This is a genomic window from Saccharibacillus sp. O23 (genome assembly GCF_002205895.1).
Classification (GTDB): domain Bacteria; phylum Bacillota; class Bacilli; order Paenibacillales; family Paenibacillaceae; genus Saccharibacillus.
On sequence record NZ_NJDE01000010.1, the window covers coordinates 1 to 25,179 of the forward strand.

The following is a 25,179-nucleotide window of genomic DNA, read 5'->3' on the forward strand; positions in this document are numbered from 1 at the left end:
AGGCTGAGGGTGGAAGCGCAGCAATGCGTGGAGCTGATCAGTACTAATCGGTCGAGGGCTTATCCTCCATCTTGCCGGTACGTGTACCGAGCAAGAAACTTCAAATGACGCGAATTGATCGTTTCGGATCCAGTTTTCAAGGTGCAAACCTTGAACAACAGTGCTTGATTTGAATGACTCGTGCCCGTAAGGGATTCGGTAATTCAAATGAAAGACAACTGTTCGGATTTGTTTCCCAAATCCTAGTTTGGTAGTGATAGCAGAAGGGTTCCACACGTTCCCATCTCGAACACGACCGTTAAGCCTTCTAACGCCGATGGTACTTGGACCGCAGGGTCCTGGGAGAGTAGGAAGCTGCCAAGCTAAAAAGAAAAAGCCTTTTCCGCGCGTAACGGAGAAGGCTTTTTTGTTTAACCAAGTGCAAGTTTTTTTCAAGAAGAGAAATTCTTTACATTCTGCATAGACTTAAGGTATGCTAAGAACACAACAGCATACTTTGCATGATTGCACTAGGGGAGCCTACGGCTGAGACGAATCTTAAGATTCGGACCCTTTGAACCTGATCTGGATCATACCAGCGGAGGGAAGTGGAACAGTTTTTAATCATGGAACGGCATTTTCTCTATGCGGAGAAGAACCGAATTTCAATAAACTGACCAGCCACTTATTTCTTCGGAAATGAGTGGCTTTTTTGTATTCACTTTGCGAGGTGCAAGATGCTGAATGATTTCATTACAAGGAGGAATTTTCGTGTCTTATTTGAAACGCGTGCGTCATCAGAATCCTTTGGTCCATAACATTACGAATATCGTCGTAGCTCCGTTTACGGCCAACGGTCTTCTTGCCCTCGGCGCTTCGCCGTTTATGGCCGATGCGATCGAAGAAGTCGCGGAAGTCGCGCGTATGGCGGGCGCCGTCGTATTGAATATCGGAACGCTCGACGAGAAGATCGTTCAGTCGATCCGGATTGCCGGGAAATCGGCCAATGCCTACGGAGTTCCTGTCGTTCTTGACCCGGTCGGAGCGGGCGCTACGGCGTACCGTACGGAAATCGTGCAAATGCTTACCCAAGAGCTTCGGCTCGGCGTGTTGAGAGGCAATGTGGCGGAAGTCGCGAACGTCGTCGGCGAACATTGGAACATCAAAGGCGTGGACGCAGGAGAAGGCGAAGGCGACCGAGTCGGAATCGCGGAACGTGCCGCGCAAAAGCTGGGCTGCATCGTCGTCATTACCGGAAAAGAAGACGTGATTACCGACGGACAGACTACATACTTGGCAAGTAACGGCCATGAACTGCTGACTCGAGTTACCGGTACGGGCTGTCTGTTGAGCGCGGTGATCGGAGCATTTGCGGCTGTGGCGGAACCTGGAACCGATATGCTTAAAAGCGCAGTCGAAGCTCTGGCTTTTTACGGGATAGCCGCCGAGATCGCGGCCGAGCGGACAGCGCAGCAAGGACCGGGAAGCTTCCAGATCGAGCTGCTGAATCAGCTTACTCTTGTGACGCCGGAGCTGTTGGCTGATCGCGCGAGAATCCGTCGGGTCTACGGTGCCGTCAAATGACGGTCTCGCAAGCGTTGACGATCGCAGGATCCGACAGCGGAGGCGGCGCCGGCATTCAGGCCGATCTGAAGACGTTTCAAGAGCTCGGCGTGTACGGCATGAGCGCGATCACCGCGATTACCGCCCAGAATACGCTCGGCGTACAAGGCGTATTTCCCGTTGATCGCGGCGGAGTCGCCGGACAGTTGGATTCGATCGGAGAAGATCTTCGACCGGAAGCGGTCAAGACCGGCATGCTCTATAGCGGCGAGATCATCCGGCTCGTTGCGGAGAAATGCCGGCAGTACGGTTGGTCCAAGCTGGTGATCGATCCGGTCATGGTCGCCAAAGGCGGAGCGTCTTTACTGCAAAAAGAAGCTGTACAAGCGCTCGTTCAGAACTTGCTTCCTCTCGCTCTTATCACGACGCCGAATATTCCCGAAGCGGAACTCCTTGCCGAAATGTCGATTTCGAGTCTCGGCCAGCGTGAAGAAGCAGCGAAGCGCATCGTGCAGATGGGTTCTGCCTGCGCGCTGATCAAAGGCGGACACGACGAAAGAAGCGGCACTGTCGTAGACCTCTGGTACGACGGTCATTCTTATCGGTATCTGGAGAACGTTCGGGTCGTTACGCGCCATACGCACGGAACGGGATGCACGTATTCCGCCGCGATTACGGCCGAACTTGCCAAAGGAAATTCGATCGAAGACGCGATCCGGACAGGCCGAGCTTTTATTCAGGCCGCGATCGAAGACGAGTTGGGAATCGGCGGCGGTCACGGCCCGACGAACCATTTTGCCTACCGGCATAGACAAAGGAGCGAGCAGCGATGAACCGTCGGAACGAAACCAAGATCAAAAAGGCGCTGCGGGTCTATCTGGTCATGGGCAGCGTCAACCTGCAATCGGGAAAAGATCCGGTCGACGTTCTGCGCGAGGCCGTCGCGGGCGGAATTACGCTTTTTCAATTCCGGGAAAAAGGGCCGGGCGCTCTGGAAGGCGAAGCTTGTCTGGCGCTTGCGCGGCGGCTGCGCGATGTATGCCGCGAGAACGGGATCCCGTTCATCGTGAATGACGATGTCGATCTTGCGGTGGCGATCGAGGCCGACGGAGTCCACGTCGGCCAAAGTGACGCGGACGCGTCGCGGGTACGCGCCCGAATCGGGGAAGGACGGATGCTCGGCGTATCCGTCCACTCGGTCGAAGAAGCCCGCCTTGCCGTGCAGGCGGGCGCGGACTACCTCGGCGTCGGGCCGATCTACCCGACGCGTTCCAAAGCGGATGCCCATGCCGTGCTGGGCATCGAAGGGATCCGGGAACTGCGCGCCGCAGGCCTCGCGGTTCCGATGGTCGGAATCGGCGGGATCACGGCCGATCTGGCCGCTCCGGTGCTGGCGGCCGGAGCCGACGGCGTCGCGGTCATTTCCGCGATCGCGGGCGCGCCCGATGCGAGAGCGGCGGCATCCGCGTTCGCCGACGCCGCGCCATGGCTTCGCGGCTGACCTTGACGGTTCGGCGGAATCCTAGCGGCGAAAGTCCGATATCTCCGGTTCAAGAACTTGCCTTTTCAAAGCTCCGTATGCCAAACGCGCAGCCCGTTTATCAGGGGCTGCGCGTTTTTTCGTATCGCTTTATCCGAAATTATTTTGCAGGCAGTCAAGCGGATTCGAATGTTGGAGGTTCTGTCCCGCTTACCAGCGAACCAGCACGCCCGAGTGGGTAAGCCCGGCCCCGAAACCGTACATCAGCAGCAGGTCTCCCCGTTTGACTTTGCCTTCGTCGATCGCCAATTGCAGCGCCAGCGGAATCGAAGCCGCCGACGTGTTGCCGTAGAATTCCGCGCTCGTCAATGTGCGTTCGCCGCCGATGCCGGTTTTTTCCGCGATGGAATCGATCATTTTCAAGTTGGCGCTGTGGGGAATGAACCAGTTCACGTCCGCGATTCCGCCCGGCAGCGTTTCGCTCAGCCGCTGTACGCCTTCCGGTACGGTGCGGACCGCCCATTTGTAGACCTCGCGGCCGTTCTGGACGACTTTTCCGTTTCCGTCCAGCGCCTGACCGTTTAACGTATCCGACATGCCCGTGCGGTAGACATGCTGGCCGCCGCTGCCGTCGCTGCCCATATGGCTGGCGAGAAAAGCGCCCTGCTCATCGTATTCCACGACAGCCGCGCCCGCGCCGTCGCCGAACAGAATGCAGGTGCTGCGATCGCTGTAATCGACGGTTTTGCTCATGCACTCGCCCGCCACGATCAGCACTTTGCGGTGAAGGCCGGCGGTAACCATTCCGTTGGCCAAATGCAGCGCGTACGTAAAACCGGCGCAGGCGGCGCTCAAGTCGAGCGTACCGGCATTTTGCAGCTTGAAGGCGTCTTGTACCAGACAGGACACGGTAGGGAAAGGATAGTCGGGCGTCGTGGTCGCGGCCAGCACCAGATCGACGCCGTCCAGCGCATCGGGATAACGGCGAACCAGATCTCGGACCGCTTTGATGCAGAGGTGGGAAGTGAATTCGTCGTCGGCGGCGATCCGTCTCTCGCGGATGCCGGTACGCTGCACGATCCATTCGTCGTTCGTATCGACCATGGCTTCCAGGTCGTCGTTGGTGAGTCTGCGTTCGGGAACGTAAGTGCCGAGGGCGGCAAGGCGTGCGGTCGAACGGAATTGAGTCATGCGCAGGTCAGCTCCTTTAGCACTTTGATTTAGTACCTGGTACTAATATAAAAGCTCGTGTTTCATTTTGCAAGTTTTACTTCGAAAAAGAAAAATTCGTCAGACTCGCGTGGAGGTTCGGGTCAAACCCATGCTTTCGCGATTCGGACTTTTTTTGCAGGCCGAAACGTATAAGCGGTCCGGATCGGCCTTCGGAATGCTTGTTTTAACGAAAAATCGGAGACGAAACGGACAAAAATTTCCGGACATTTCCTGCGCAAAACTTGTCTGTATCCTGCCGGACCGTCTTTTTGCACACTGAAGGCAGCCCCACAAGCCCAAGAAAGCGGAGGTGATGAAGCGGATGAGTTGGTGGATGGAAGAATCGATCCGAATGATCCAAACCAATCTGCGCGAAACGGATGCGGCGATGGACCCGGTCGGACTGATGGACGATCTGGACGCGTTATCGGCCAATGTGCTGATGGTGAACGCGGGAGGCATTTTCGCTTTTTACCCGTCCGAGCTGGAACACCAATACGTGACGCCGTTCCTGCAAAACGATCTGGTCGGCACGTTGACGGAATTGGCGCATCGGCGAGGCAAGCGGATTATCGTGCGGTTCGATTTCAGCAAAGCGCACGAGTCGCTGTTCGAGCGTCACCCCGAATGGTTTTACCGGACCCGCGAAGGGCGGGCGGTGAACTATCGCGGCATCATGCACACTTGCGTAAACGGTCATTACCAGCAAAAAGTTTCGCTCGAGATCATCGGCGAAGTACTGGCGCGTTATCCGGTAGACGGCATTTTCTTCAATATGTTCGGTTATCAGCATTGGGATTACAGCGGCAATCATTACGGACCGTGCTGCTGCGGGAACTGCCGCCGCCGTTTCCGGGAAATGTACGGCCGAGATCTGGAGGATTACGACGAAAACGGCGGGACCTTGCAGCGGGAGTACGCGGAATTTTGCGAGCGGACGACGCGCGAGATGCTGCGGAACATACGGGATTTCGTGAAAAAGGATCATCCGCATGTCGCGATCTCCACTTATCATACGGAAGGCGTGGATCTGGTCCGCAGCGAGTCGAACACGTCTTTGAAGCGGCCGCTGCCCAAATGGCTGTACGCGGCTTCGGAAAACGTGGCCTCGGTCGAAGGCGGTTGGGACGATAAACGGTCGAGCTGCTGCAGCATCAACGCGGTCGATTTGCCGTATCGCTTCACCGGCGTATCGGTGCACGAAACGGAGATCCGGCTCTACGAAGCGTTGGCGCAAGGATCGGTGCTCGATTTCTGCATCATCGGGACGTTTCCGGATTACCCGGACGCGTCCAATCTGCCGGCGGTGCGGCGGATTTTCCGTTTTCAACAAGAAAATGAGAGCGTATTCAACGATTTGAACCCGATTGCCGACGTGCTGCTGGTCAAACCGGAATCCGGCGCGGCTCGCGGCGAATATTCGGGACTGTTCAAGATCTTGAAAGAAAAGCATATCTTGTTCGAGGTCGTCGCGAGGGAAAGGCTGATCCCGAGGTTGGAAAAAGAAAAACGGGCGCGCGTGCTGCTGCTGCCGGGCATCGGCCGGCTGACCGAACGGGAACGCGGACTGTTGGAGCGGAAGCAGCGGGCAGGGCTGCGGATCGCCGCCACGGGCGGGGCGCTGGCGGAAGACGCCGAATCGCTGCGCGCGCTGTTCGGCATCCGGGAGCTGAAGCGACTGCCGGATGCGGAGTCCGCCTATTTCGAGGCGGACGGGGAAGGGTTGGCCGGCATACCAGAAGGCCGGCGATGGATCGTGGCGCCCGGACCGTGCTGGGCGGCGGTATCGGAGCCGGACGTCGTCGGCCGGCTGCGCGGCATCGAAGCCGCGACGTTCGGGCCGCCGGAACGGGCGTACGGACATGCGCGCAGCGAAGCATTCGACGCGGTGTCGATCCGCCGAAGCGGAGCGGGCAGCGGCGTGTATTACGGCTGGCAGCCGGGCGAATGGTACGGCCGCTACGGCTGGCAGGACCATAAAGAGGCGTTCGCCGCCTTGCTGGAAGACGGATTGGACGGCGGGTGGACGCTGAAGTCGGATGCGCCGCCTTCGGTAGAAGCGTTCCTGCATCGCGTCGGAGACGGCGATCTGCTGCTGCAATGCCTCAATCTGTCGGGCTTCGACGGCATGACCTATCATGAAGCGCTTCCTATCGGGCCCTTGACGTTTACGATCGGATCGGACGTGCTTCCCCGAGCCGATAAGCGGCAGGCTGCGGGCGCGCCCGGCATTCCGACCGGCACCCGCTTGTACGAAGCCTCGTCCTTGATGAGCGGAAAAGCCGCGAGCGTCCGACGGACGGCCGAAGGACTTTCCGTCACGCTCGAACGGCTGGAACGTTACGAAGCGATGCGGATTCGCGAAGCGCCTAGCGAATAAGCGGACGCGTTCAAGCGATCTTTGTTTTTCGCTCGATTTTTTCGGAAGAAAGGAGACCGACCATGGAACAACCCGTAACCGCTGCTTCTCCGAGCAAGGCGCATTCCGTTTCGCTCTGGTCGCGCATCGTCAAGCATCGGACCATTTATCTGCTGATGCTGCCCGGCCTGCTCTTTTTTATCGTCTTCAAATTCGGTCCGCTGTGGGGGCTGCTGCTGGCGTTCAAAGACTACAATCCGTACCTCGGCTTCGCGGCCAGCGAGTGGGCGGGTTTCGATCATTTCTCGGCGCTGTTCGCGGACCCGAATTTCTACGTCATGCTGCGCAACACGCTGGCGATCAATCTGCTGGGCTTGATCTTCAATTTCCCCGTTCCGATCGTGCTGGCGCTGATGCTGAACGAAATCCGGCACGAGACGTTCAAACGGATCAACCAGTCGATCGTGTACATGCCGCATTTCCTGTCTTGGGTCGTCGTGGCGAGCATGACCTATTTCGTCTTGTCGGCCGATGTCGGCATCGTGAACAAGATCATCGTGTCGTGGGGAGGCGATTCCGTCTCGTTCCTGTCGCAGGTCAATTACTTCTGGGCCATGATCACGGCGCAAAGCGTCTGGAAAGAAGCCGGCTGGGGCACGATCATTTTCTTGGCCGCGATGGCCGGCGTCGATCCCCAGCGGTACGAAGCGGCCGTCGTGGACGGCGCGAGCCGCTGGCGGCAGATCTGGCATATCACGCTTCCCGCGATCCGTCCGACCATCGTCATCTTGCTGGTGCTGCGTCTGGGCAGCATGTTCGACGTCGGTTTCGAGCAGGTACTGCTGATGATGAACCCGCTCGTTCTGTCGGTCGCCGAAGTGTTCGATACGTATTCGTACACGCGCGGCATTTTGCAAGGAAACGTCAGCGTCGGCGTCGCCGTGGGAATGTTCAAAGGCGTGATCGGACTCGTGCTGATCGTCGCCGCCAACCGGATCGTCAAAAAAACGGGGCAGGAAGGGATCTATTGACGTCGGGCCGCGCGAGATCCGTTCGGCGCGCCGACGACGTCTTCCTTCGGAAAGGAGCCGCTTTATGAGTTTCGCCAAAAGCAAAAAGCCGACCGCGTTCGATTGGGTCAATTACAGTCTGGTGCTGCTGATTTCGCTGATTTGCGTTTTCCCTTTTCTGTACGTGTTCAGCGTGTCGTTTACCGATCCCGAGGTCTATGTGCCGTTGAAGTTCTATTTGTTCCCGGAAAAATGGTCGCTCGACGCGTACCGGTACATTTTGTCCACGAACAGTTTTCTGAACGCGTTCAAAAGCACGGTGTTCATCACGGTCGTCGGCACGGCGCTGAACCTGATCGTTTCGTTCACGTTCGCTTACGGCCTGACCAAACGCACGCTGCCGGGCTACAAACTCATCTTGGGATTTGTTATCTTTACGTTGGTGTTCAGCGCCGGGATCGTGCCGAACTATCTGCTGATCCGCGAACTGGGCTTGATCAATTCGTATTGGTCGCTGATCTTGTCGAGCTTGACCAACGCTTGGAGCCTGATCATCATCAAAAGTTTTTTGGAATCGCTTCCTTCGGAATTGGAGGACGCGGCGCAGATCGACGGCTGTTCGGATCTCGGCGTGTTTTGGCGCATCGTGATTCCGCTGTCCATGCCCGCGATCGCGACGTTCACTCTCTTTTTCGCGGTCGCGCATTGGAATACGTACTTCAACGCGCTGATCTATCTGACGGATTCGAACAAATGGACGCTTCAGGTACTGGTCAAAACGCTCGTCATCGATTCGAATTCGTCGGCTGCCGCAGGAGCGGGAGCGAGCGACGAAAGCGTCATGCCGCAGGAAACGATCCGCATGGCGTCCATCGTGCTGTCGATGCTGCCGATCTTGATCGTTTATCCGTTCTTGCAAAAGCATTTCGCCAAAGGCGTGATGTTGGGCTCGGTCAAAGGGTGATTCCCGATTTCATATCCAAGGAGGTCTATCGACATGGGCAAAACGAAAAAGGTACGCGGAAAATGGATCGCCGCTTTGTGCGGAGCCGCGATGACGCTGTCCGTATTGACGGCCTGCGGAGGTTCTCCGAACGGAGGCACGCAGGCGGCGCAGGGAGAAGGAGGCGCGGAAGGACCGGTCAACATTCAAATGTTCGCGGGATTGTTCAGCGAGCTGCCGGACATGAACGACGAGTATTGGACCGGCTGGCAGGAGATGACGAACGCCAAGCTGGACATCGAATGGGTGCCGTCGGGCGACTTGAACACGAAGCTGGATCTGCTGCTGGCTTCGGGACAACTGCCGGAAGTGGTGTCGACGACCGATTTTACCCGTCCGACCCTGATCAGCGCGATCAAAAACGGAGCGTTCTGGGACTTGACTCCTTTCCTCGGCGATCTGAGCGAATATCCGAATCTCAAAGAAAATCTGGCGGAAGACGCGCTGAAATACCTGTCGGTCGACGGTAAAATCTATGCGCTGCCGAGATCGAGATCGCGGGTGGACGGCGGTCTCAAGATTCGCGAAGATTGGCTCAAAGAGCTGAACATCGACGTGCCGACGACGACGGACGAATACAAAGACGCGCTGGCGGCGATCGTGAAAGCCAAACCCGGCACGGTGGGACATTTGTTCGTGGACAATCCGACGGCCGCGATGCAGGCGGGCTTCGGCGTTTACGACCCGACGTACGACGACGCGGGCGGCCTGATCAATCCCCGGCTGACGCCGCAGTACGTGGAGATGGTGGGCTTTTTCCGGGAGATGTACGCCGAAGGCTTGATGTCCAAAGAGTACGCGGTCATGAAAGAAACGCAGGCCGAGGAGCTGTTCAAAACGAACCGCGCCGCTTCCTACGGACGACCGATCTGGTGGGACGACGAGTGGGAGAAGGCGATGCGCAAATCCGGCGAGCAGGACGCCAAAATCCTCAATCTGCATCTGAAAGGACCGCACGGGGACGATGCGGTGGCGTTGGAGACGGGCGTATCGGGCGGATTCTACATTTCGAAAAAAGTGCCGGAAGAAAAGGTAAAGCAGCTGCTGGCGTATTTCGAACGAACGGCTTCGCAGGAAATGACGGATTACGCGTATTACGGCAAAGAAGGCGTGCATCATACGGTCGAAGACGGGCAAAAGGTGCTGACGGAGCAGGGCGTCAAAGAGGTCAATACGACGAGCAAAGGCGCGGGCGTGCTGGCGTACGCCAAATGGGGAAAAGTCATCAGCGCGTCGGCGAGCAAAGCGTTCAACGACGCGAAAATCGCGGAAGTCGAAGACTTCGACGAGGTCGGCAAGATCGACCCGTATCGCGTGGTGACGGTGGAATCTTGGATCAACGCTTGGCCGCAGCACGATACCGAATACAAATCCATGATGACCAAAGCGATCGTGGGGCAGATCACGATGGAGGAGTTCGACGCTTACGTGGCGGGGCTGCGCGAACAGCCGGCGCTGAAGCAGGCGTTTCTCGACATGGCGGAAGCCTATAAGCAGTTCCAAGAATCGTAGAACGAGCGAAAAAGCGCGTGCCGAACGCGAAAAGGAGGAGACGCATGCAAAACGCGGAAGAAGTCTGGTGGCGGCGGCCGCTGCGCATCATCCAGCCCAACCTTCAAGTCGCGGATACCGATAAGATCGAACCTCGGCGTCTGGCGGCGCAGTTGGAAGAATTGGGCGCGAATGCGGCGGTGTTCAACGTAGGAGGCATTTACGCTTGGTACGACACGGAAGTGCCGTATCATACGCGGAATCCGTTTTTGGAAAAAGGACGGGATCTGCTCGGGGAAGTGATCGACGAACTGCACGGTCGGAATATCCGATTCATCGCCCGTTACGACTTCAGCAAAGCGGACGATTCGGTCTGGCTGCGCCGTCCGCAGTGGTTCGTGCGCGATTCGGAAGGACGTCCGGAAACGATCGGGGCCATGCGTCCCGGTCCGTGGCCGCTGCTGCTGAAAACGTGCATCAACGGCGGATACCGGAACGAAGGCGTGGCGGAACGGGTTTTGACCGAATCGCTGAAGCGCTACGCGATCGACGGGGTATTTTTCAATGCGCCGGGTTACGAGTTCTGCCGCTGCGAGACGTGCCGGAGCCGATACGCGGAGCTGTACGACGGAGCGGAACTGCCGGAGACGCGAAGCTTGCTGGAGAAAGATTTTCCGCTGCGCTGCATGACGGACAATATGCGGCGGCTGAACGCGAACATCAAAGCGGTCAAACCGGACGTGCCGACGATCCTGTATTACGATCTGTACCGCGACCGGCTGGAAGAACGCGCGCAGATCGCCGATCTGATCTGCGCGGAGCCGCAGGATGTTTTGTCGCTCGGCTGGCGGCATATCCCCGAATTTTGGAAGCCCGCGCTGTCGATGCGGTTCGGGCGTTCGGCGACCGAGCACGGACTGCCCGCCCCGCTCGGCATCGTGCATTCCTGCCCGGGCATGGATTGGCGGCATACCGGGCTGCCGCCCGCCGAATACCGTTTCTGGATGGCGCAGGTGCCGGCGAACGGCGGACAGATCTGGCATTCGCTGACCGGGATTCCCGACACGATCGGCGACAAACGGATCTTGGAGCAGGTGTCCGGATTGAACCGGGACGCGGCCAAAGTCGAAGCGGCGATGCGCGGCGCGGAGCCGGAACAGGAGATCGCGCTGCTCTGGAACTCGGCCGCTTCCGCCGAAGGATGGGCGGAAGCGCTGATTCAGGCGCGGCTTCCTTTCGCGGTACTGACGGCGGAAGCGGCCGCGGAAAATGGGCTGGACGCTTACCGAACGGTAGTGGTGTCGGAAGGATCGATATGGACGGAGGCGTTGGGCGCGGCGCTCGAAAGATTCGTGGAGCGGGGCGGAGGACTGCTGAGCGAAGGTCAGCTTCCCGGCGGTTCGGGCGTATCCGGAGCCGTCAGCCCGGCGAAACTGATGGGCGTCGCCGAAAGAAGCGTGCGCAGCGAAGAATTGCAGGCCGCGTATATCCGCTTCGAGCCGCGGGCCGAAAGCCATCCGCTGCATATCGGATTCGAGGATACCGAGCTGCTGCCGCTGCGCGGGCGGGTATCGTACTGCGAGACCGACGGCGAAGCGAACGGGAAGGAAGCGGCCGCATCCGTATTGGCGACGCTGGTTCCGCCTTTTTCGCCGCCGGAAGCGGTAGGCGCTCCTCCGGAACGGGCTTCGCTGCCCGTTCCGCGAACGGATCTGCCGATGATCGTCGCCGGACGGCGGGGGCAGGGCCGCACGCTGTACCTGCCGTTTTCGTTAAGCCTTTTGGTCGCGGAATACAAGCTGTCCGATCATTACCGCCTCGCCGCCAATTCGGTACGCTGGCTGTTGGGCCGGCCTCCCGCCGTCGAAACGAGCGAGCTGCCGGGCTTGCAGTTGACCGTGTTCCGCCGAGGCGAAGAACGGATCGTGCATCTGGTGAACGGAGCCGGACGGCGGCCGCTGACTTCGATCATTCCGCTGCACGGAGTCGAACTGAGCGTGACGACCGAGCGCGATCCCGAACGATATGCGGCCGAATGCTTGATCTCCGGCGAACGTCCGGAAACGTCGGTTCGCGGCGGAAGATTGGTCGTGAGACTTCCCGAACTGGCTTCTTGGGAATGCGTGCGTATCGTGCCCGCACCGTAAAGATTCGCTCCGTCTCGGTAAGAGCGGGCCGTTCGCGCCGAAGCGGCGTTCGATTTCGGGTATAATGGAAGCAGCATGCCAAGACGGACGGGGGGAAGCATCCATGAGCGAATTTACGCAATCCGTGAAACGAAACGCGCGCCGCATACTGCCGGCGGACACTTATTTCAATCGGCTGATCTGGCTCGGCTGCCTATCGGTGCTCGTTCCCGTATTACTGATCGGAAGCGCTTACTATTATATCTCGACGAATCGACTGACGACTCAGTTTCAAGCGGACAGCGAGGAATCGCTGCTGCTGCTCAAAGACCGGATGGAGCAAACGCTCGGCAGCATCGAAAACATGTCGTTGCAGCTGTCGATGGAACCTCTGATTCGCCAAGCGTTGGCCGATCCGGCGTATAACGAAGATTATTTGGCGCAGATGGAACTGCTCGATTTGTTTCAGGCGCGAAGAGGAACGGAAGCGCTGATCGGAGATATCGTGTTTTACCGTACCGAATCGGGAACGACGTTATCCAATACGTACGGCCATGTCGCCGAATCGGATTTCCGTTACCGCAAAGATCTCGGGGAAGCGTTGAAGCGCGGGGAGAGCGGTTGGCTGCGGCTTGAAGAGTCGGCCGGGGAAGGGTATCTGTCTTACGTGCGTCCTCTGCCGGTGATGCATCGGGGAGAACCCGAAGGATTGCTGGTGATGCAGGTGGACGAAACGGGGCTGGACCGGATGTTGAAAAGCTACCGCACGTCGCTCGAAGATCAGGCCCTGTTCGTGCTGGCTCCGGGCGGAACGCCGCTGCTGCAAGCTTCCGGAGCGGGGGCGAACGCCGTTCTGCCGGAAAGCGCGGATCTTCGTTCGGCTTCGACGGGAGAAGAAACGTCGGGAAGCCGTCTGGTGCGGAGCGAACAAGGAGGAGCGCTGCTCGCTTTCCAACGAACTTCGTTCGGCCGAACCTACGTCTCTTGGCTGCCGGAGTCTTCGATGATGCAGCAGTTGAGCTGGATCCGCGGTCTGATCGTATTTACCGCGTCGGCCTGCCTGCTGTTCGGCTTGATTCTCAGCGTGGTCGCGTCCAAGCTGGCGTACAATCCGGTTCAGCGGCTTCTTCAACACGGAGCGAGGCTGCGCAGCGGACAGTCGTCGGGAGTCTCCGAACGCGGCGGCAACGAGATCGAATATATCCGTTCCTGCATGGATTATTTGAACGAACAGGCGGGATCGCTCGACCGTTACGTGCGCAGCATGCAGCCGGACCTGCGGGACCGCTTTTTCCAGAAGCTGCTGCGCGGCGATTATGCCGGCGATCCCGGCGAGTTGGCCCGCCAATGCGCGAGATACGGCATCGATCCGGCCGGGGAAGCGGCGGTCGTGGTCGTCAAAGTCGAAGATTTGCTGCGGGAAAAGCGCTTTTTGCCGCAGGAAGGCGCGGTGATCCGCTTCGCGGTCCGCAACGTCATGAACGAACTGCTCCAAAACGGAGACTTGAGCGGCTGGACGGCGGAAGACGGGGAACAAGAAAGCGCGGCCGTGCTCTGCTTTCCGCCCGGAACGCCCGCCAAAACGATCCGGGAAAGCGCCGGGCGTTACGGGGAACGGATCGTGGAAGCGTTGGCGCGGTACCTGTCGTTTTCGGCCGCCGCGGGCATCGGCCGCAGAGTGCCGCTTCCGAGGCTGCCCGAAAGCGCTTCGGAAGCGCGAACGGCGCTGAAATACCGCTTGTTCCGCGATTCGGACCGGGTGCTCTGGTACGAAGAACCGATTCGTTTGGATGCGGGAAGCCCGTTGTTCGCCTACCCGAAAGAAGCGGAGCGCGGCCTCATCGAAGCGCTGGGCGAAAACGACGCGGCGGGCGCCGAAGCGGCGCTGCAAGAATTTACGGACCGGGTGCGCACGGCCGGGTCTTACAACGTCATTTCCCAATGCTACCATGTGCTGCTGTCCGCGCTGATCCAAGCTCTGGAAGCGAACGGGGCGGTTCTCGGCAAGGTGTTCGGCGAAAATCTGTTCGAGCAGTTGAAAGAAAATCAAACGTCGCGCGACATGCACGCTTGGTTCGCGGGAGTCGTGTTCCCGGCTTGGATTCGGATCCGCGGCGAAAACGCGGGGAATTCGTCGCGTCAGCTGCTGCGCAGAGTATGCGCCCGAATCGAAAGCGACGAAGACGGCAGCCTGACGCTGGCGGAGTGCGCGGCGAACGAAGGCGTCAGCGCCTCGGCGCTGAGCCGATTGTTCAAAAAAGAAATGGGAATCTCTTTCGTGGAATATATGATAGAGTTTAAAGTGAACAAAGCGAAGCGGCTGCTCAAAGAAACGGATTGCAGCGTGACGGATATCGCCGGCATGGTGGGGTATTCGGAACGCAACTTGAATCGGGCTTTCCGGCGCTGCTTGGATATGTCGCCGGGCCAGTACCGAACGCTGAACCGTTGAAGCGTCGGCTTGTCGCGTTTGCGAACAGGGAAAGCCGTCTGCGCCGTTTCGCTTAATCGAGGGATGCGGACGTTAAGTCTGCGGAAAGGGTGAATACATTTGGATTCCGCTAAAACGATTGTCGGATTCGCCGGTATCGGAGTAATGGGAAAAAGCATGGCCGGCCATATCTTGGACAAAGGATACGAGGTACACGTCTATAACCGCACGCCGGCCAAAGCGCAGGAATTGATCGATCGCGGAGCCGTATGGCAGGATACGCCGGGCAAGCTTGCGAGAAACTGCGACGTCGTCATCACCATGCTGGGATATCCGCAGGACGTGGAAGACGTCTACGCGGGCGAAGACGGGTTGATTCCGAATGCGAAGCCGGGCGCTTATCTGATCGATATGACGACCTCCAGCCCGCTGCTTGCGCGCCGTCTGGCCGAACGCGGCAAAGAACGCGGCATCGGCGTATTGGACGCTCCGGTATCGGGCGGAGACGTGGGGGCGAAGAACGCCAAACTGTCGATCATGGTCGGCGGGGCGAAAGAAGACTACGAAGCGGTGCTGCCGCTGCTCGAGATCATGGGCAGCAATATCGTATATCAAGGCGAAGCCGGAGCCGGGCAAAATACGAAAATGTGCAATCAGATCGCGATCGCGTCCAACATGATGGGCGTGACCGAAGCGATCGTGTACGCGGAAAAAGCGGGCCTCGATCCGAAGAACGTGCTCAAAAGCATCGAAACGGGAGCCGCCGGCAGTTTTTCGCTCAGCAATCTCGTTCCGCGCATGCTGAACGGAGACTTCGAGCCGGGCTTCTATATCAAGCACTTCATCAAGGATATGGGGATCGCGCTGGATTCGGCCGCCGAGATGGGGTTGGAACTTCCGGGGCTGAAGCTGGCGGAGTCGCTGTATCAAAAGTTGGCCGACGCCGATTATGCGGACAAAGGAACTCAAGCGCTGTATAAGTTATGGGAAGACAAGCTGATCTGAACTCGTTTCTTTATCGACGTTCGAGTCGAACCGAGCCGAACTCCCGATTTCGATCGGGAGTTTTTTGTGTGTGGGCAAGGTTTGGATAAGCTTCGAATAAGGGTAATAATACGCACGGTTATCGGGTTTGTCAGAACGATTTAAAGTTTTCTGAAGTTTTTTGTTAAAAAGGGTTGACCTTTAGAATGCTCGCATGGTATATTATTTCTTGTCGCCGCGGGCAACACGCTGAAACGAGCGAGACGCAGAACGGACGACATTCGAAGTAAGGCCCGTTGGTCAAGGGGTTAAGACACCTCCCTTTCACGGAGGTAACAGGGGTTCGAATCCCCTACGGGTCATACATACGGAGGCTTAGCTCAGCTGGGAGAGCATCTGCCTTACAAGCAGAGGGTCGGGGGTTCGATCCCCTCAGCCTCCACCATGAAGACTTTAGTGACGAAGTCGAACGAATCATGGAACCAAGATTGACACTCTGACGCGGGGTGGAGCAGCTCGGTAGCTCGTCGGGCTCATAACCCGAAGGTCGCAGGTTCAAATCCTGCCCCCGCAATTGCTTCACTTTTGGCTTGGAACTGTGGTGTAGAGGCCTAACATGCCTGCCTGTCACGCAGGAGACCGCGGGTTCGAATCCCGTCAGTTCCGCCATTTTAATTCAATAATGTTTTGCGGACGTGGCTCAGCGGTAGAGCATCGCCTTGCCAAGGCGAGGGTCGCGGGTTCGATTCCCGTCGTCCGCTCCATTATTTTGCGCCCTTAGCTCAGCTGGATAGAGCGTTTGACTACGAATCAAAAGGCCGGGAGTTCGAATCTCTCAGGGCGCGCCATTTTAAAAATCCGACGTCGGTTTCAATGTAGCTTGACTACATGGGATCGGCGTTTTTTGCATATGTACTTGTTTGTTCGAAACTTCGGGCCGGCGATATGCCGCATCATGCGAGTCGGAGCGAACGCCGACCGCCCGAACAAAAACACGCCTTCCCAAAAACACGCCTTCCCCGCCGAAAAAGCGGGAAAGGCGTGTTTGGACGTTTGTATGCGAAAACGAAAATCCGCAAATTTACGGACGCAGGTTAGGCATCGGCACGTTCGGATCGGTGTCGGCTTCGTAGTCGACGCCGTCCGTGCGGAATCCGAAGAGTTGGAAGAATTCGCGGCGGTAGCCTTCGAGATCCGACAGTTCTTCGACGTTTTCGGTGGACAGTTCGTTCCAGCGGCGCGTCACTTCCGTCTGCACGTCTTCGCGCATCTCCCAATCGTCGAGGCGGATCAGGCCTTTTTCGTCGACTTCGGTTTTTTCCGCGTAGAGACGGTCCGCGAACAAACGATACATCTGCTCGATGCAGTTCTCGTGCAGGCCTTTCTCTTTCATGACGCGGTACAAAGCCGAGATATACAGCGGCACGACCGGAATCGCCGAGCTGGATTGGGTGACAAGCGCTTTGTTGACCGAGACGTAAGCCCGTCCGCCGATGCCGCTCAAGCTGTCGCTCAGCACGGATGCCGTGTTTTCCAGATCGTTTTTGGCTTTGCCGATGGTGCCTTCGCGGTAGATCGCGTGCGTCACTTCGGGCCCGATATACGAATAAGCGACGGTCGTCGCGCCTTGCGCGAGCGCTCCGGCTTCTTGCAGCGCGTCGATCCACATTTTCCAATCTTCGCCGCCCATGACGGCGATCGTCTGGCGAACTTCTTCTTCGGCAGCCGGTTCGATCGTGGTCGTGGACACTTCGCCGGTATGGAAGTTCATCGTTTTGTTGCTGTACGCGGGGCCGATCGGTTTGATCACCGAAGTGAACGTCTCGCCCGTGTCCGGATGCGTGCGGCGCGGGGAAGCGACGCTGTAGACGACCAGATCGACTTGTCCCAGTTCTTTTTTGATCAGCTCGATCGTTTGCGCTTTGATCTCGTTCGAGAAGGCGTCGCCCACGATGTTGAACGACTTCGCGCCGAGCTTGGCCGCTTCGGCTTCGAATCCTGCGGTGTTGTACCAGCCGGCCGAAGCCGTGCGCGAACCTTCCGCCGGTTTGTCGAAGAATACGCCGACCGTGTTCGCGCCCGCGCCGACGGCGGCGACGATGCGCGAAGCCAGGCCGTAGCCGGTGGACGAACCGATCACGAGCACGTTCGCGGGACCTTCGATTTTCTTCTGCGCTTTGACGTATTCGACCTGCTTCCCGACCTGTTTCGCGCAGCCTTCGGGATGAGCGGTCGTGCAGATGAAGCCTCTCGTTTTGGGCTGGATAATCATATTCGTCGTCTCCTTTTTCTGTCTTATGTAATCGGAACGTTTTTGCGGATGCACAGCCAAATTATACACGAAACGCGGACCGAAAGGGATAGACGCGATCGGGACGCAAGCGCGCCAAAGTTTTTTCCCGGCAGGGGCTATTTTTGCTATAATGAAGAGAAGGAATACATATGTTCGCTTCCGGAGAATCACTTCTCGGAAAGGCAGGACTACATTCCGGGCAAGAATTCGCCGTTAAAGGTTAGAGGAGAGATGGATTTTGCGTATTTTGGGCATCGACCCGGGCCTGGCGATCGTCGGTTTCGGGTTCGTGGATAAAGAAGGCAACAAGCTCACGCCGGTACAGTACGGATGCATCCAGACGAAGGCGCATACGCCCGAAGAAGAGCGGCTGCGCGACGTGTACGAGAGTATGGTGCAGTTGATCGATAAATACAAACCGGACGCCGTGGGGATCGAGAAGCTGTATTTCAGCCGAAACGTGACGACGGCCCTTCCCGTCGCGCAGGCGCGCGGCGTCGTCATTCTCGCGGCCGTGCAGAAAGGTCTGCCGATCGCGGAATATACGCCGATGATGGTCAAGCAGGCGGTCGTCGGCTACGGCAAAGCGGAGAAGAAGCAGGTGCAGGAAATGGTCAAGCTGCTGCTCAAGCTGTCGGCCGTGCCGAAGCCCGACGACGTGGCGGATGCGCTGGCGGTAGCGGTCTGCCATGCCCATTCGGTGAGTCTGAATTCCAAATTAAACGAGGTATTGCGAAAATGATCGATTTTGTGCGCGGGCAGGTGGCCCATATGGAAACCGAATATATCGTCGTGGACGTGCAGGGGATCGGATATCGGGTATTCTGTCCGAACCCGTACGCTTTTGCCGCCAAAGGGTCGGAGCCGGTAACGGTGTATACCCATCACAGCGTGCGCGAAGACGCTATTCTGCTGTACGGATTCGCGACGCGCGAAGAACAGAAGCTGTTCCGCCGGTTGATCGACGTCACGGGCATCGGACCGAGAGTCGCGCTGGGCATTCTGGCGGGCGGAACGCCGGAGAAAGTCGTATCGGCGATTCAGCAGGAGAACGTGACGTTCTTGACCAAGCTACCGGGAATCGGCAAGAAAACGGCGCAGCGCATGATTCTGGATCTCAAAGACCGTTTGGACGGATTCGTCGCGCCTTCGCTGGGCGGATTGTTCGACAACAACGTCGCCGCGGAAGCGGAACTGGACGGCGGAGGATGGAAAGAAGCGCGGGAAGGTCTCGAAGCTCTCGGCTATACGGAAGCGGAGCTGGACAAAGCATGGATGCACTTGAAAGAGGACTTGCAGCCGGGAGAACCGGTGGACGTGCTGATGAAAAGGGCGTTAAAGGTTCTCTACAGAGGCTAAATGCGGTAGTATGAACGGGGAGGAAGTGTGGACTTATGGATGACCGGATCATATCGGCCAATCTGATGATGGAAGACCAGGCGGTGGAACTGAGTCTGCGTCCCCGCTATTTGTCGGAATACATCGGTCAGAATCAGGTCAAAGAAAATCTGAAAATATATATCGAAGCGGCGAAAATGCGGAACGAAGCGCTCGACCATGTTCTGCTGTACGGGCCTCCGGGTCTGGGCAAAACGACGCTCGCGAATATCATCGCCAACGAGCTGGGCGTCAATCTCCGCACGACGTCGGGACCGGCGATCGAGCGCCCCGGCGATCTGGCGGCGCTGCTTACCAATTTGCAGGAAGGCGACGTCTTGTTCATCGACGAGATTCACCGCCTGCATCGCACGGTCGAAGAAGTCATGTATCCGGCGATGGAAGATTCCGCGCTCGATATCATGATCGGCAAAGGCCCGAGCGCGCGTTCCGTGCGTCTGGACCTGCCGCCGTTCACGCTGATCGGGGCGACGACGCGCGCGGGACTGCTGTCCGCGCCGCTTCGCGACCGTTTCGGCGTCGTCAGCCGATTGGAGTTCTACGGCGTCGAAGAATTAGCGTTCATCGTTTCGCGCAACGCGGATACGCTGAACGTCGAGATCGTCGGCAACGCCGCGGAAGAGATCGCGCTCCGGGCGCGGGGAACGCCGCGGATCGCCAACCGGCTTCTGAAGCGCGTGCGGGACTTCGCTCAGGTGCGCGGCGACGGCATCATCACGCCGGAGATCGCCGCCGAAGCGCTGACGCGTTTGCAGGTCGATCCGCGGGGGCTCGACAGCATCGACCATAAGATGCTCAAAGCCATGATCCAGAATTTCCGGGGAGGCCCGGTCGGTCTGGACACGATTGCCGCCACGATCGGAGAAGAAAGCCAAACGATCGAAGATGTTTACGAACCTTACCTGCTGCAAAGCGGGTTTATCCAGCGCACGCCGAGAGGCCGCGTTGTCACCGCCCAGGCTTATTCGCACCTGGGATTGCCGATGCCGGAAGACGGAAAATAATTCGCCTCGGCGGCTGTCGTAGCCGAGGCCTGGATCTGTTGGCGCGTCTCGCGTATCAGGAGACGCGCTATTACAAGGAGGAACGCAAGCATGACTAAGCAACGCTCGAACGGAAAGACCGCCAAATGGGGGAAACCGCTGCTCGCCACCGTTGTCGCTTTGTCGCTGCTGCCGCTTCAGGCGCCCGCATACGCGGCGCCGAGCGACACGAACGTGCGCGTAGGGCTGTTCTTGAACTTGGGCAGCACGTATAAGCAGACGACGTCCAAGATCACCCTGACGCCGGAAACGGCTGCGGCCGTAGGGCTGAAAAAAGACGCGGGGTACGTCAAATGGTTCTCCGTCGCGGCCGGAAGCACGGCGGTCTTCGCTCTGGACGGACCTAAAGTCAAACTCGGGGAGAGCAGCGATCTTCAAGCGATCTCGGGTCTTGCGGGCAAACTGAAGTCGGGTTCCGACAAACTGTCGGTCTATAAGATCAATCGCAACGGCCAAGACGTTTATCAATTGTATACGGGGCCGTACGCGAGCGATAAAGCGGCTTCCGACGCGGCGGCGCGTCTTGCGTCAAATGCGTCGGTCAAGAGTTTGGGGGCGCTGTCGCCTAAAGCGACAGGCAGTTTCTCGCTGACCGCCGGCAGTTACGCGTCGCTAAGCGACGCGACCGCCGCGCTGCAAAAAGCGCTCGATGCCGGGTTGGACGGCACGATCGCGTTCTCCGCGTCTTCGACGGGCAAAGCCGTCTATGCGGTGCGGATCGGCGAAGAGAGCAGCGCCGCCGCGCGCGACCTGCTCAAAAGTTCGGCCGCGGTTCAACTGAAAGGCGCGGCATTGTCGGAAACCGACAACGCGGCCGCTTCGGCCGTTCTGCGAGCGGACGCTGCTGCCGATCTTAAAGGCGGGTCCGCGACGCCGCTCTATCTGTTGACGCTCGGAGTCGACGACCGAATCTGGGTCGACGGAAGCTCGGACGGCGGAATCCGCGTCGACGAACGTTCCAAGCGTTCGTATCGGGGCGATCTGGAGATCGGCCTGTACGGCGGATCGTTATATCTGGTCAACGAGCTGCCGATGGAACAATACCTGTATTCGGTCGTAGGCTCCGAAGTTCCGTCTTCTTGGCCGGAAGAGTCGCTCAAAGCGCAGGCCGTCGCCGCGCGCAGCTACGCTGCGGTGCAGACGCAAACGACCACCAAGTTCAAAGTGGCCGACGTGGTCGATTCGACGCTCAGCCAGGCCTATAACGGGATCTCTTCCGAGAGCAAGACGGTCAACGCGGCGGTCGACGAAACGGCCGGCGAACTGCTCGAGCAGAACGGCAAACCGATCGAAGCGCTGTTCTCGTCCAACGCGGGCGGGATGACTTCCGATCCGGTCGAAGTCTGGAACAGCGGAGGAAGCAATCTGTTCTCCAGCGTGCCGTCCGAGGCGGACAGCGCCGCATCGGCAAACTTGAAAAGATGGTATCACGTCGCGCTTCCGAGCGGTACGGTCGGCTATGTACGGGAAGACAACGTGACGGACAAAGGCATCGACGTGACCGGCGTACGCAAGATGACCGTGACCGCCAAGAGCACCAAAGTGCGCCAGCTTCCGCAAATTCAGAGCGGCGTCAAAGAATTGGCGCAGCTCAATCCGGGAGACGAAGCGCTGGTCTTGGACGTCGTGAAAGAATCGAGCGCGTTCGAATGGATTCGCGGACCTTATACGTCGGCTCAGCTTCTGGCCGCGCTCAAAGGACGTACCAGCACGCCGCTTCCGGCGACCATCCAGACGATCCAGATCAGCCAGCGAGGTCCTTCCGGCCGCGTCACCGAACTGAAGATCAACGGCACGAAGGTCGACGTGAAATATCCGGATATGTTCCGTTCGGCGCTGAACGGGCTTCCGAGCACGTTGTTCGACGTCGTGTCGGCGGATATCTATAATGCCGTTCCGTCCCAGTTGACCGTCCCTGCCGGGCAGACCGGCATGACGCCGGCGCAGCTCAAGATCGGGGCTACGGCCAAATCGGCCGGCCTGAGCCGCACGATGGCGGCCGTCGGCACGGATACGTCGACCGTCGCTTCGAGCGCCGGATTCTTCTTCGTGGGCCGGGGGAACGGCCACGGACTCGGACTGTCGCAATGGGGAGCCAAAGGACTGGCCGACGAAGGCGAAACGTACAAAGACATCCTGCTGCACTATTACAATAACGTAGAACTGGTTAAGGAATGAGACATCCATGAATGTAGAAGATTACGATTTCGAACTGCCCGAGCGGCTGATCGCTCAGACGCCGCTCGCCGAACGTACCGCCTCCCGTTTGTTGACGTTGAACAAAACGACGGGAGAAACGGAACATCTGCACTTTTACGATATTTTCGATAAGCTGAATCCGGGAGACACGCTGATTCTCAACGATACGCGAGTCATGCCGGCCCGCCTGCACGGCATCAAGCCGGAGACGGGAGCTCGAGTCGAACTGCTGCTGCTCAAGAATATCGAAGGCGACCGCTGGGAAACGCTGGCCAAGCCGGGCAAAAAGATCAAAACCGGCGCGGTGCTCAGCTTCGGCGACGAGCTCGAAGCGGTCGTGCTGGAAGAAGGCGATATGGGCGCGCGGATCATCGAGTTTCGTTACGAAGGCATTTTCCAAGAGATCTTGGATCGGCTCGGAGAAATGCCTCTCCCGCCTTATATCAAGGAGCGGTTGGACGACCGCGAACGGTATCAGACGGTCTACGCCAAGCACGAAGGTTCCGCCGCGGCTCCGACCGCCGGGCTGCATTTTACCGAAGAACTGCTCGATAAACTGCGCGCCAAAGGCGTCGATATCGGCTTCGTCACCCTGCATGTCGGACTCGGCACGTTCCGTCCGGTCTCGGTAGAGAACGTCGAGGAACACGTCATGCACGAAGAGTATTACGAGCTGCCCGCGGAAACGGCCGAGCTGATCAACCGGACCCGCGAACGGGGAGGACGGGTCGTGTCGGTCGGCACGACTTCGACGCGGACGCTGGAATCCGCGGCGAGACGCACGATGGACGCGGACGGACGCCTCGGCGCGGACAGCGGTTGGACGCAGATTTTCTTGTATCCGGGCGAAGACTTCAAAGTGGTCGACGCTTTGATCACGAATTTCCACCTGCCGAAGTCGACGCTGGTGATGCTGGTCAGCGCGCTCGCGGGACGCGAGCACGTCTTGTCGGCTTACCGCGAAGCGGTGGAGAAAGAATACCGTTTCTTCAGTTTCGGCGACGCCATGTTCATTTATTAAATTCATCTTCTCATTTTCTTGCAAAGGAACGAATCCTATGACCTCCGCTATCCGTTACGAACATATCAAGACCTGCAAACAGTCCGGCGCAAGACTCGGTCTCGTGCACACGCCGCACGGCGTGATCGAGACTCCGACGTTCATGCCGGTCGGCACGCTCGCCACCGTCAAGACGATGAGCCCGGAAGAACTCAAACAAATGGACGCCCAGATCATCCTGAGCAATACGTATCATCTGTTCCTTCGCCCCGGACACGACATTATCCGCGAAGCCGGCGGCCTGCACAAATTCATGAACTGGGATCGGCCGATCCTGACCGACAGCGGCGGTTTCCAAGTATTCAGCTTGGCCGAGATGCGCAAGATCACCGAAGAAGGCGTCAACTTCCGTTCGCATCTGAACGGGGATAAGCTGTTCTTGTCGCCGGAAGTGGCGATGGAGATCCAGAACGCGCTCGGATCGGACATCATGATGGCGTTCGACGAATGCCCGCCTTATCCGGCCGAAAAAGAATACATCAAACGTTCGCTCGAACGGACTTCGCGTTGGGCGGAACGCTGCCTCAAAGCGCATGCCCGTCCGCAGGACCAAGGGCTGTTCGCGATCATTCAAGGCGGCATGCACGAAGACCTGCGCCGTCAGAGCGCGGCCGATTTGACTTCGATGGATTTCCCGGGGTATGCTATTGGTGGACTGAGTGTGGGTGAACCGAAACATCTGATGTATGAAGTGCTGGAGTATACGGTACCGCTGCTCCCGACGAACAAACCCCGCTATTTGATGGGCGTAGGTTCGCCGGATGCTCTGCTCGAAGGCGCCATTCGCGGAGTCGACATGTTCGACTGCGTGCTGCCGACGCGTATAGCGCGTAACGGAACGACGATGACAAGCCAGGGCCGGGTGGTTGTACGCAATGCCCAGTACGCGAGGGACTTCGGGCCTCTCGATCCGAACTGCGATTGCTATACCTGCCGGAATTATTCCCGTGCGTATCTGCGCCATCTGATCAAGGCGGACGAGACGTTCGGTCTCCGGCTGACCACTTATCATAACCTCCACTTCCTGCTCGATTTGATGCGCGGCGTGCGTCAGGCGATCCGCGAGGACCGTCTGCTGGACTTCCGCGACGAATTTTTCGAGCAGTATGGCATGCACGCTAACGACAAAGGGTTCTAATTGCCCCACGGGTCCAGTACGGCAGCTTCCGTACGGCCATTCGCACACTAAGGGGGATTTACCATGTTCCATGCCGCAACTCTTTCGACAGCCGGCGCCGCAGGCGGCGGCAGCATCCTGATGACGATCGTGCCTTTCGTATTCATGATCGCCATCTTCTACTTCTTGCTGATCCGTCCTCAGCAGAAGAAGCAGAAGCAGCGCAATTCCATGCTGGGCCAGCTCAAAAAAGGCGATAAAATCGTCACGATCGGCGGTCTGCACGGCACGATCTTGGAGATCACCAACGATATCGTCGTTCTGCGCGTGAACGACGTGACGAAGATGACTTTCGATCGCAGCGCGATCAGTCACGTGACGACGGCGAGCGCCGGATCGGACGTCACGCTCGAGAAGAAGTAAGATCAAAC

Annotated in this window: 19 protein-coding genes, 6 tRNA genes, 1 rRNA gene and 1 riboswitch; of the genes, 24 read left to right on the plus strand and 2 right to left on the minus strand. The window is 58.3% G+C overall.

Annotated elements, in window-relative coordinates; all coding sequences use genetic code 11:
* Nucleotides 1-246 precede the first annotated feature (246 nt).
* The 4 genes from rrf (at nucleotide 247) to thiE (ending at nucleotide 3,043) form a co-directional block, all read left to right on the plus strand.
* Nucleotides 247-363, plus strand: a 5S ribosomal RNA gene (gene rrf, locus CDO73_RS13975).
* Nucleotides 364-501: 138 nt separating this feature from the next.
* Nucleotides 502-603: riboswitch (TPP riboswitch) on the plus strand.
* A gap of 120 nt (nucleotides 604-723) precedes the next feature.
* On the plus strand, nucleotides 724-1,563 hold the full coding sequence (thiM, locus tag CDO73_RS13980) for a hydroxyethylthiazole kinase (RefSeq protein ID WP_088489155.1): 840 nt from the start codon (nucleotides 724-726) through the stop codon (nucleotides 1,561-1,563).
* Complete coding sequence (thiD, locus tag CDO73_RS13985; RefSeq protein ID WP_088489156.1) at nucleotides 1,560-2,375, plus strand: bifunctional hydroxymethylpyrimidine kinase/phosphomethylpyrimidine kinase; 816 nt, start codon at nucleotides 1,560-1,562, stop codon at nucleotides 2,373-2,375. Before thiM ends, thiD begins: the two co-directional genes overlap by 4 nt.
* Nucleotides 2,372-3,043 carry a thiamine phosphate synthase gene (gene thiE / locus CDO73_RS13990; RefSeq protein ID WP_088489157.1) on the plus strand — a complete coding sequence of 224 codons (672 nt, stop codon included), beginning with the start codon at nucleotides 2,372-2,374 and terminating at the stop codon, nucleotides 3,041-3,043. The genes thiD and thiE overlap by 4 nt, the downstream gene beginning before the upstream one ends.
* A 189-nt stretch (nucleotides 3,044-3,232) precedes the next feature.
* Here the strand turns inward: thiE and CDO73_RS13995 are convergent, their stop codons facing one another.
* Complete coding sequence (locus tag CDO73_RS13995) at nucleotides 3,233-4,213, minus strand: ketoacyl-ACP synthase III (protein WP_088489158.1); 981 nt, start codon at nucleotides 4,211-4,213, stop codon at nucleotides 3,233-3,235.
* A gap of 343 nt (nucleotides 4,214-4,556) precedes the next feature.
* Here CDO73_RS13995 and CDO73_RS14000 point away from each other — a divergent pair, with 343 nt between their 5' ends.
* From CDO73_RS14000 to CDO73_RS14060, 13 genes are all read left to right on the plus strand, one after another.
* Nucleotides 4,557-6,614, plus strand: a complete 2,058-nt coding sequence (locus tag CDO73_RS14000) for an alpha-amylase family protein (protein ID WP_088489474.1) — start codon at nucleotides 4,557-4,559, stop codon at nucleotides 6,612-6,614.
* A gap of 62 nt (nucleotides 6,615-6,676) precedes the next feature.
* Nucleotides 6,677-7,624 carry an ABC transporter permease gene (locus CDO73_RS14005; protein ID WP_088489159.1) on the plus strand — a complete coding sequence of 316 codons (948 nt, stop codon included), beginning with the start codon at nucleotides 6,677-6,679 and terminating at the stop codon, nucleotides 7,622-7,624.
* 64 nt (nucleotides 7,625-7,688) lie between these two features.
* Nucleotides 7,689-8,567 (plus strand): carbohydrate ABC transporter permease, encoded by an 879-nt coding sequence (locus tag CDO73_RS14010; protein WP_088489160.1) that lies wholly within the window; start codon nucleotides 7,689-7,691, stop codon nucleotides 8,565-8,567.
* Between the two features lie 33 nt (nucleotides 8,568-8,600).
* The gene (locus tag CDO73_RS14015; protein WP_088489161.1) at nucleotides 8,601-10,118 is read left to right on the plus strand and encodes an extracellular solute-binding protein; all 1,518 of its coding nucleotides are present in this window, start codon (nucleotides 8,601-8,603) and stop codon (nucleotides 10,116-10,118) included.
* 44 nt (nucleotides 10,119-10,162) lie between these two features.
* Nucleotides 10,163-12,244 (plus strand): alpha-amylase family protein, encoded by a 2,082-nt coding sequence (locus CDO73_RS14020; RefSeq protein WP_088489162.1) that lies wholly within the window; start codon nucleotides 10,163-10,165, stop codon nucleotides 12,242-12,244.
* Between the two features lie 103 nt (nucleotides 12,245-12,347).
* Entirely contained in the window at nucleotides 12,348-14,675 is a 2,328-nt protein-coding gene (locus tag CDO73_RS14025) for an AraC family transcriptional regulator (RefSeq protein ID WP_179218707.1), read from the plus strand.
* A gap of 99 nt (nucleotides 14,676-14,774) precedes the next feature.
* A complete protein-coding gene (locus CDO73_RS14030; protein ID WP_256972700.1) occupies nucleotides 14,775-15,659 on the plus strand; it encodes an NAD(P)-dependent oxidoreductase in 885 nt (294 codons plus the stop codon).
* 269 nt (nucleotides 15,660-15,928) lie between these two features.
* Nucleotides 15,929-16,000 (plus strand) — tRNA-Glu (locus tag CDO73_RS14035).
* A 7-nt stretch (nucleotides 16,001-16,007) separates the two neighbouring features.
* Nucleotides 16,008-16,083 (plus strand) — tRNA-Val (locus CDO73_RS14040).
* Between the two features lie 55 nt (nucleotides 16,084-16,138).
* A tRNA-Met gene (locus CDO73_RS14045) sits at nucleotides 16,139-16,212 on the plus strand.
* 18 nt (nucleotides 16,213-16,230) lie between these two features.
* Nucleotides 16,231-16,307 (plus strand) — tRNA-Asp (locus tag CDO73_RS14050).
* A gap of 20 nt (nucleotides 16,308-16,327) precedes the next feature.
* Nucleotides 16,328-16,402 (plus strand) — tRNA-Gly (locus tag CDO73_RS14055).
* A gap of 7 nt (nucleotides 16,403-16,409) precedes the next feature.
* Nucleotides 16,410-16,486: transfer RNA gene (locus CDO73_RS14060), tRNA-Arg, on the plus strand.
* Between the two features lie 233 nt (nucleotides 16,487-16,719).
* On the opposite strand, the gene fabV is transcribed toward CDO73_RS14060, so the two are convergent.
* Complete coding sequence (gene fabV / locus CDO73_RS14065) at nucleotides 16,720-17,910, minus strand: enoyl-ACP reductase FabV (protein WP_088489165.1); 1,191 nt, start codon at nucleotides 17,908-17,910, stop codon at nucleotides 16,720-16,722.
* A 259-nt stretch (nucleotides 17,911-18,169) separates the two neighbouring features.
* On the opposite strand from fabV, the gene ruvC reads away from it, so the two are divergent.
* From ruvC to yajC, 7 genes are all read left to right on the plus strand, one after another.
* Nucleotides 18,170-18,673: a crossover junction endodeoxyribonuclease RuvC gene (ruvC, locus tag CDO73_RS14070; RefSeq protein ID WP_088489166.1), complete on the plus strand. Its 504-nt coding sequence runs from the start codon at nucleotides 18,170-18,172 to the stop codon at nucleotides 18,671-18,673.
* Complete coding sequence (ruvA, locus tag CDO73_RS14075) at nucleotides 18,670-19,290, plus strand: Holliday junction branch migration protein RuvA (protein WP_088489167.1); 621 nt, start codon at nucleotides 18,670-18,672, stop codon at nucleotides 19,288-19,290. Before ruvC ends, ruvA begins: the two co-directional genes overlap by 4 nt.
* 35 nt (nucleotides 19,291-19,325) lie before the next feature.
* Nucleotides 19,326-20,333 carry a Holliday junction branch migration DNA helicase RuvB gene (ruvB, locus tag CDO73_RS14080; RefSeq protein ID WP_088489168.1) on the plus strand — a complete coding sequence of 336 codons (1,008 nt, stop codon included), beginning with the start codon at nucleotides 19,326-19,328 and terminating at the stop codon, nucleotides 20,331-20,333.
* A gap of 90 nt (nucleotides 20,334-20,423) precedes the next feature.
* On the plus strand, nucleotides 20,424-22,550 hold the full coding sequence (locus tag CDO73_RS14085) for a SpoIID/LytB domain-containing protein (RefSeq protein ID WP_088489169.1): 2,127 nt from the start codon (nucleotides 20,424-20,426) through the stop codon (nucleotides 22,548-22,550).
* 7 nt (nucleotides 22,551-22,557) lie between these two features.
* Nucleotides 22,558-23,592: a tRNA preQ1(34) S-adenosylmethionine ribosyltransferase-isomerase QueA gene (queA, locus tag CDO73_RS14090; RefSeq protein ID WP_088489170.1), complete on the plus strand. Its 1,035-nt coding sequence runs from the start codon at nucleotides 22,558-22,560 to the stop codon at nucleotides 23,590-23,592.
* Nucleotides 23,593-23,629: 37 nt separating this feature from the next.
* Entirely contained in the window at nucleotides 23,630-24,769 is a 1,140-nt protein-coding gene (gene tgt / locus CDO73_RS14095; RefSeq protein ID WP_088489171.1) for a tRNA guanosine(34) transglycosylase Tgt, read from the plus strand.
* A 63-nt stretch (nucleotides 24,770-24,832) separates the two neighbouring features.
* The gene (yajC, locus tag CDO73_RS14100; RefSeq protein WP_088489172.1) at nucleotides 24,833-25,171 is read left to right on the plus strand and encodes a preprotein translocase subunit YajC; all 339 of its coding nucleotides are present in this window, start codon (nucleotides 24,833-24,835) and stop codon (nucleotides 25,169-25,171) included.
* The last annotated feature ends 8 nt before the right edge of the window (nucleotides 25,172-25,179 follow it).

Coding starts and splice junctions, on each gene's coding strand:
- thiM (WP_088489155.1), top strand. CDS start 724: ATGATTTCATTACAAGGAGGAATTTTCGTGTCTTATTTGAAACGCGTG.
- thiD (WP_088489156.1), top strand. CDS start 1,560: ATGACGGTCTCGCAAGCGTTGACGATCGCAGGATCCGACAGCGGAGGC.
- thiE (WP_088489157.1), top strand. CDS start 2,372: ATGAACCGTCGGAACGAAACCAAGATCAAAAAGGCGCTGCGGGTCTAT.
- CDO73_RS13995 (WP_088489158.1), bottom strand. CDS start 4,213: ATGACTCAATTCCGTTCGACCGCACGCCTTGCCGCCCTCGGCACTTAC.
- CDO73_RS14000 (WP_088489474.1), top strand. CDS start 4,557: ATGAGTTGGTGGATGGAAGAATCGATCCGAATGATCCAAACCAATCTG.
- CDO73_RS14005 (WP_088489159.1), top strand. CDS start 6,677: ATGGAACAACCCGTAACCGCTGCTTCTCCGAGCAAGGCGCATTCCGTT.
- CDO73_RS14010 (WP_088489160.1), top strand. CDS start 7,689: ATGAGTTTCGCCAAAAGCAAAAAGCCGACCGCGTTCGATTGGGTCAAT.
- CDO73_RS14015 (WP_088489161.1), top strand. CDS start 8,601: ATGGGCAAAACGAAAAAGGTACGCGGAAAATGGATCGCCGCTTTGTGC.
- CDO73_RS14020 (WP_088489162.1), top strand. CDS start 10,163: ATGCAAAACGCGGAAGAAGTCTGGTGGCGGCGGCCGCTGCGCATCATC.
- CDO73_RS14025 (WP_179218707.1), top strand. CDS start 12,348: ATGAGCGAATTTACGCAATCCGTGAAACGAAACGCGCGCCGCATACTG.
- fabV (WP_088489165.1), bottom strand. CDS start 17,910: ATGATTATCCAGCCCAAAACGAGAGGCTTCATCTGCACGACCGCTCAT.
- ruvA (WP_088489167.1), top strand. CDS start 18,670: ATGATCGATTTTGTGCGCGGGCAGGTGGCCCATATGGAAACCGAATAT.
- ruvB (WP_088489168.1), top strand. CDS start 19,326: ATGGATGACCGGATCATATCGGCCAATCTGATGATGGAAGACCAGGCG.
- CDO73_RS14085 (WP_088489169.1), top strand. CDS start 20,424: ATGACTAAGCAACGCTCGAACGGAAAGACCGCCAAATGGGGGAAACCG.
- queA (WP_088489170.1), top strand. CDS start 22,558: ATGAATGTAGAAGATTACGATTTCGAACTGCCCGAGCGGCTGATCGCT.
- tgt (WP_088489171.1), top strand. CDS start 23,630: ATGACCTCCGCTATCCGTTACGAACATATCAAGACCTGCAAACAGTCC.
- yajC (WP_088489172.1), top strand. CDS start 24,833: ATGTTCCATGCCGCAACTCTTTCGACAGCCGGCGCCGCAGGCGGCGGC.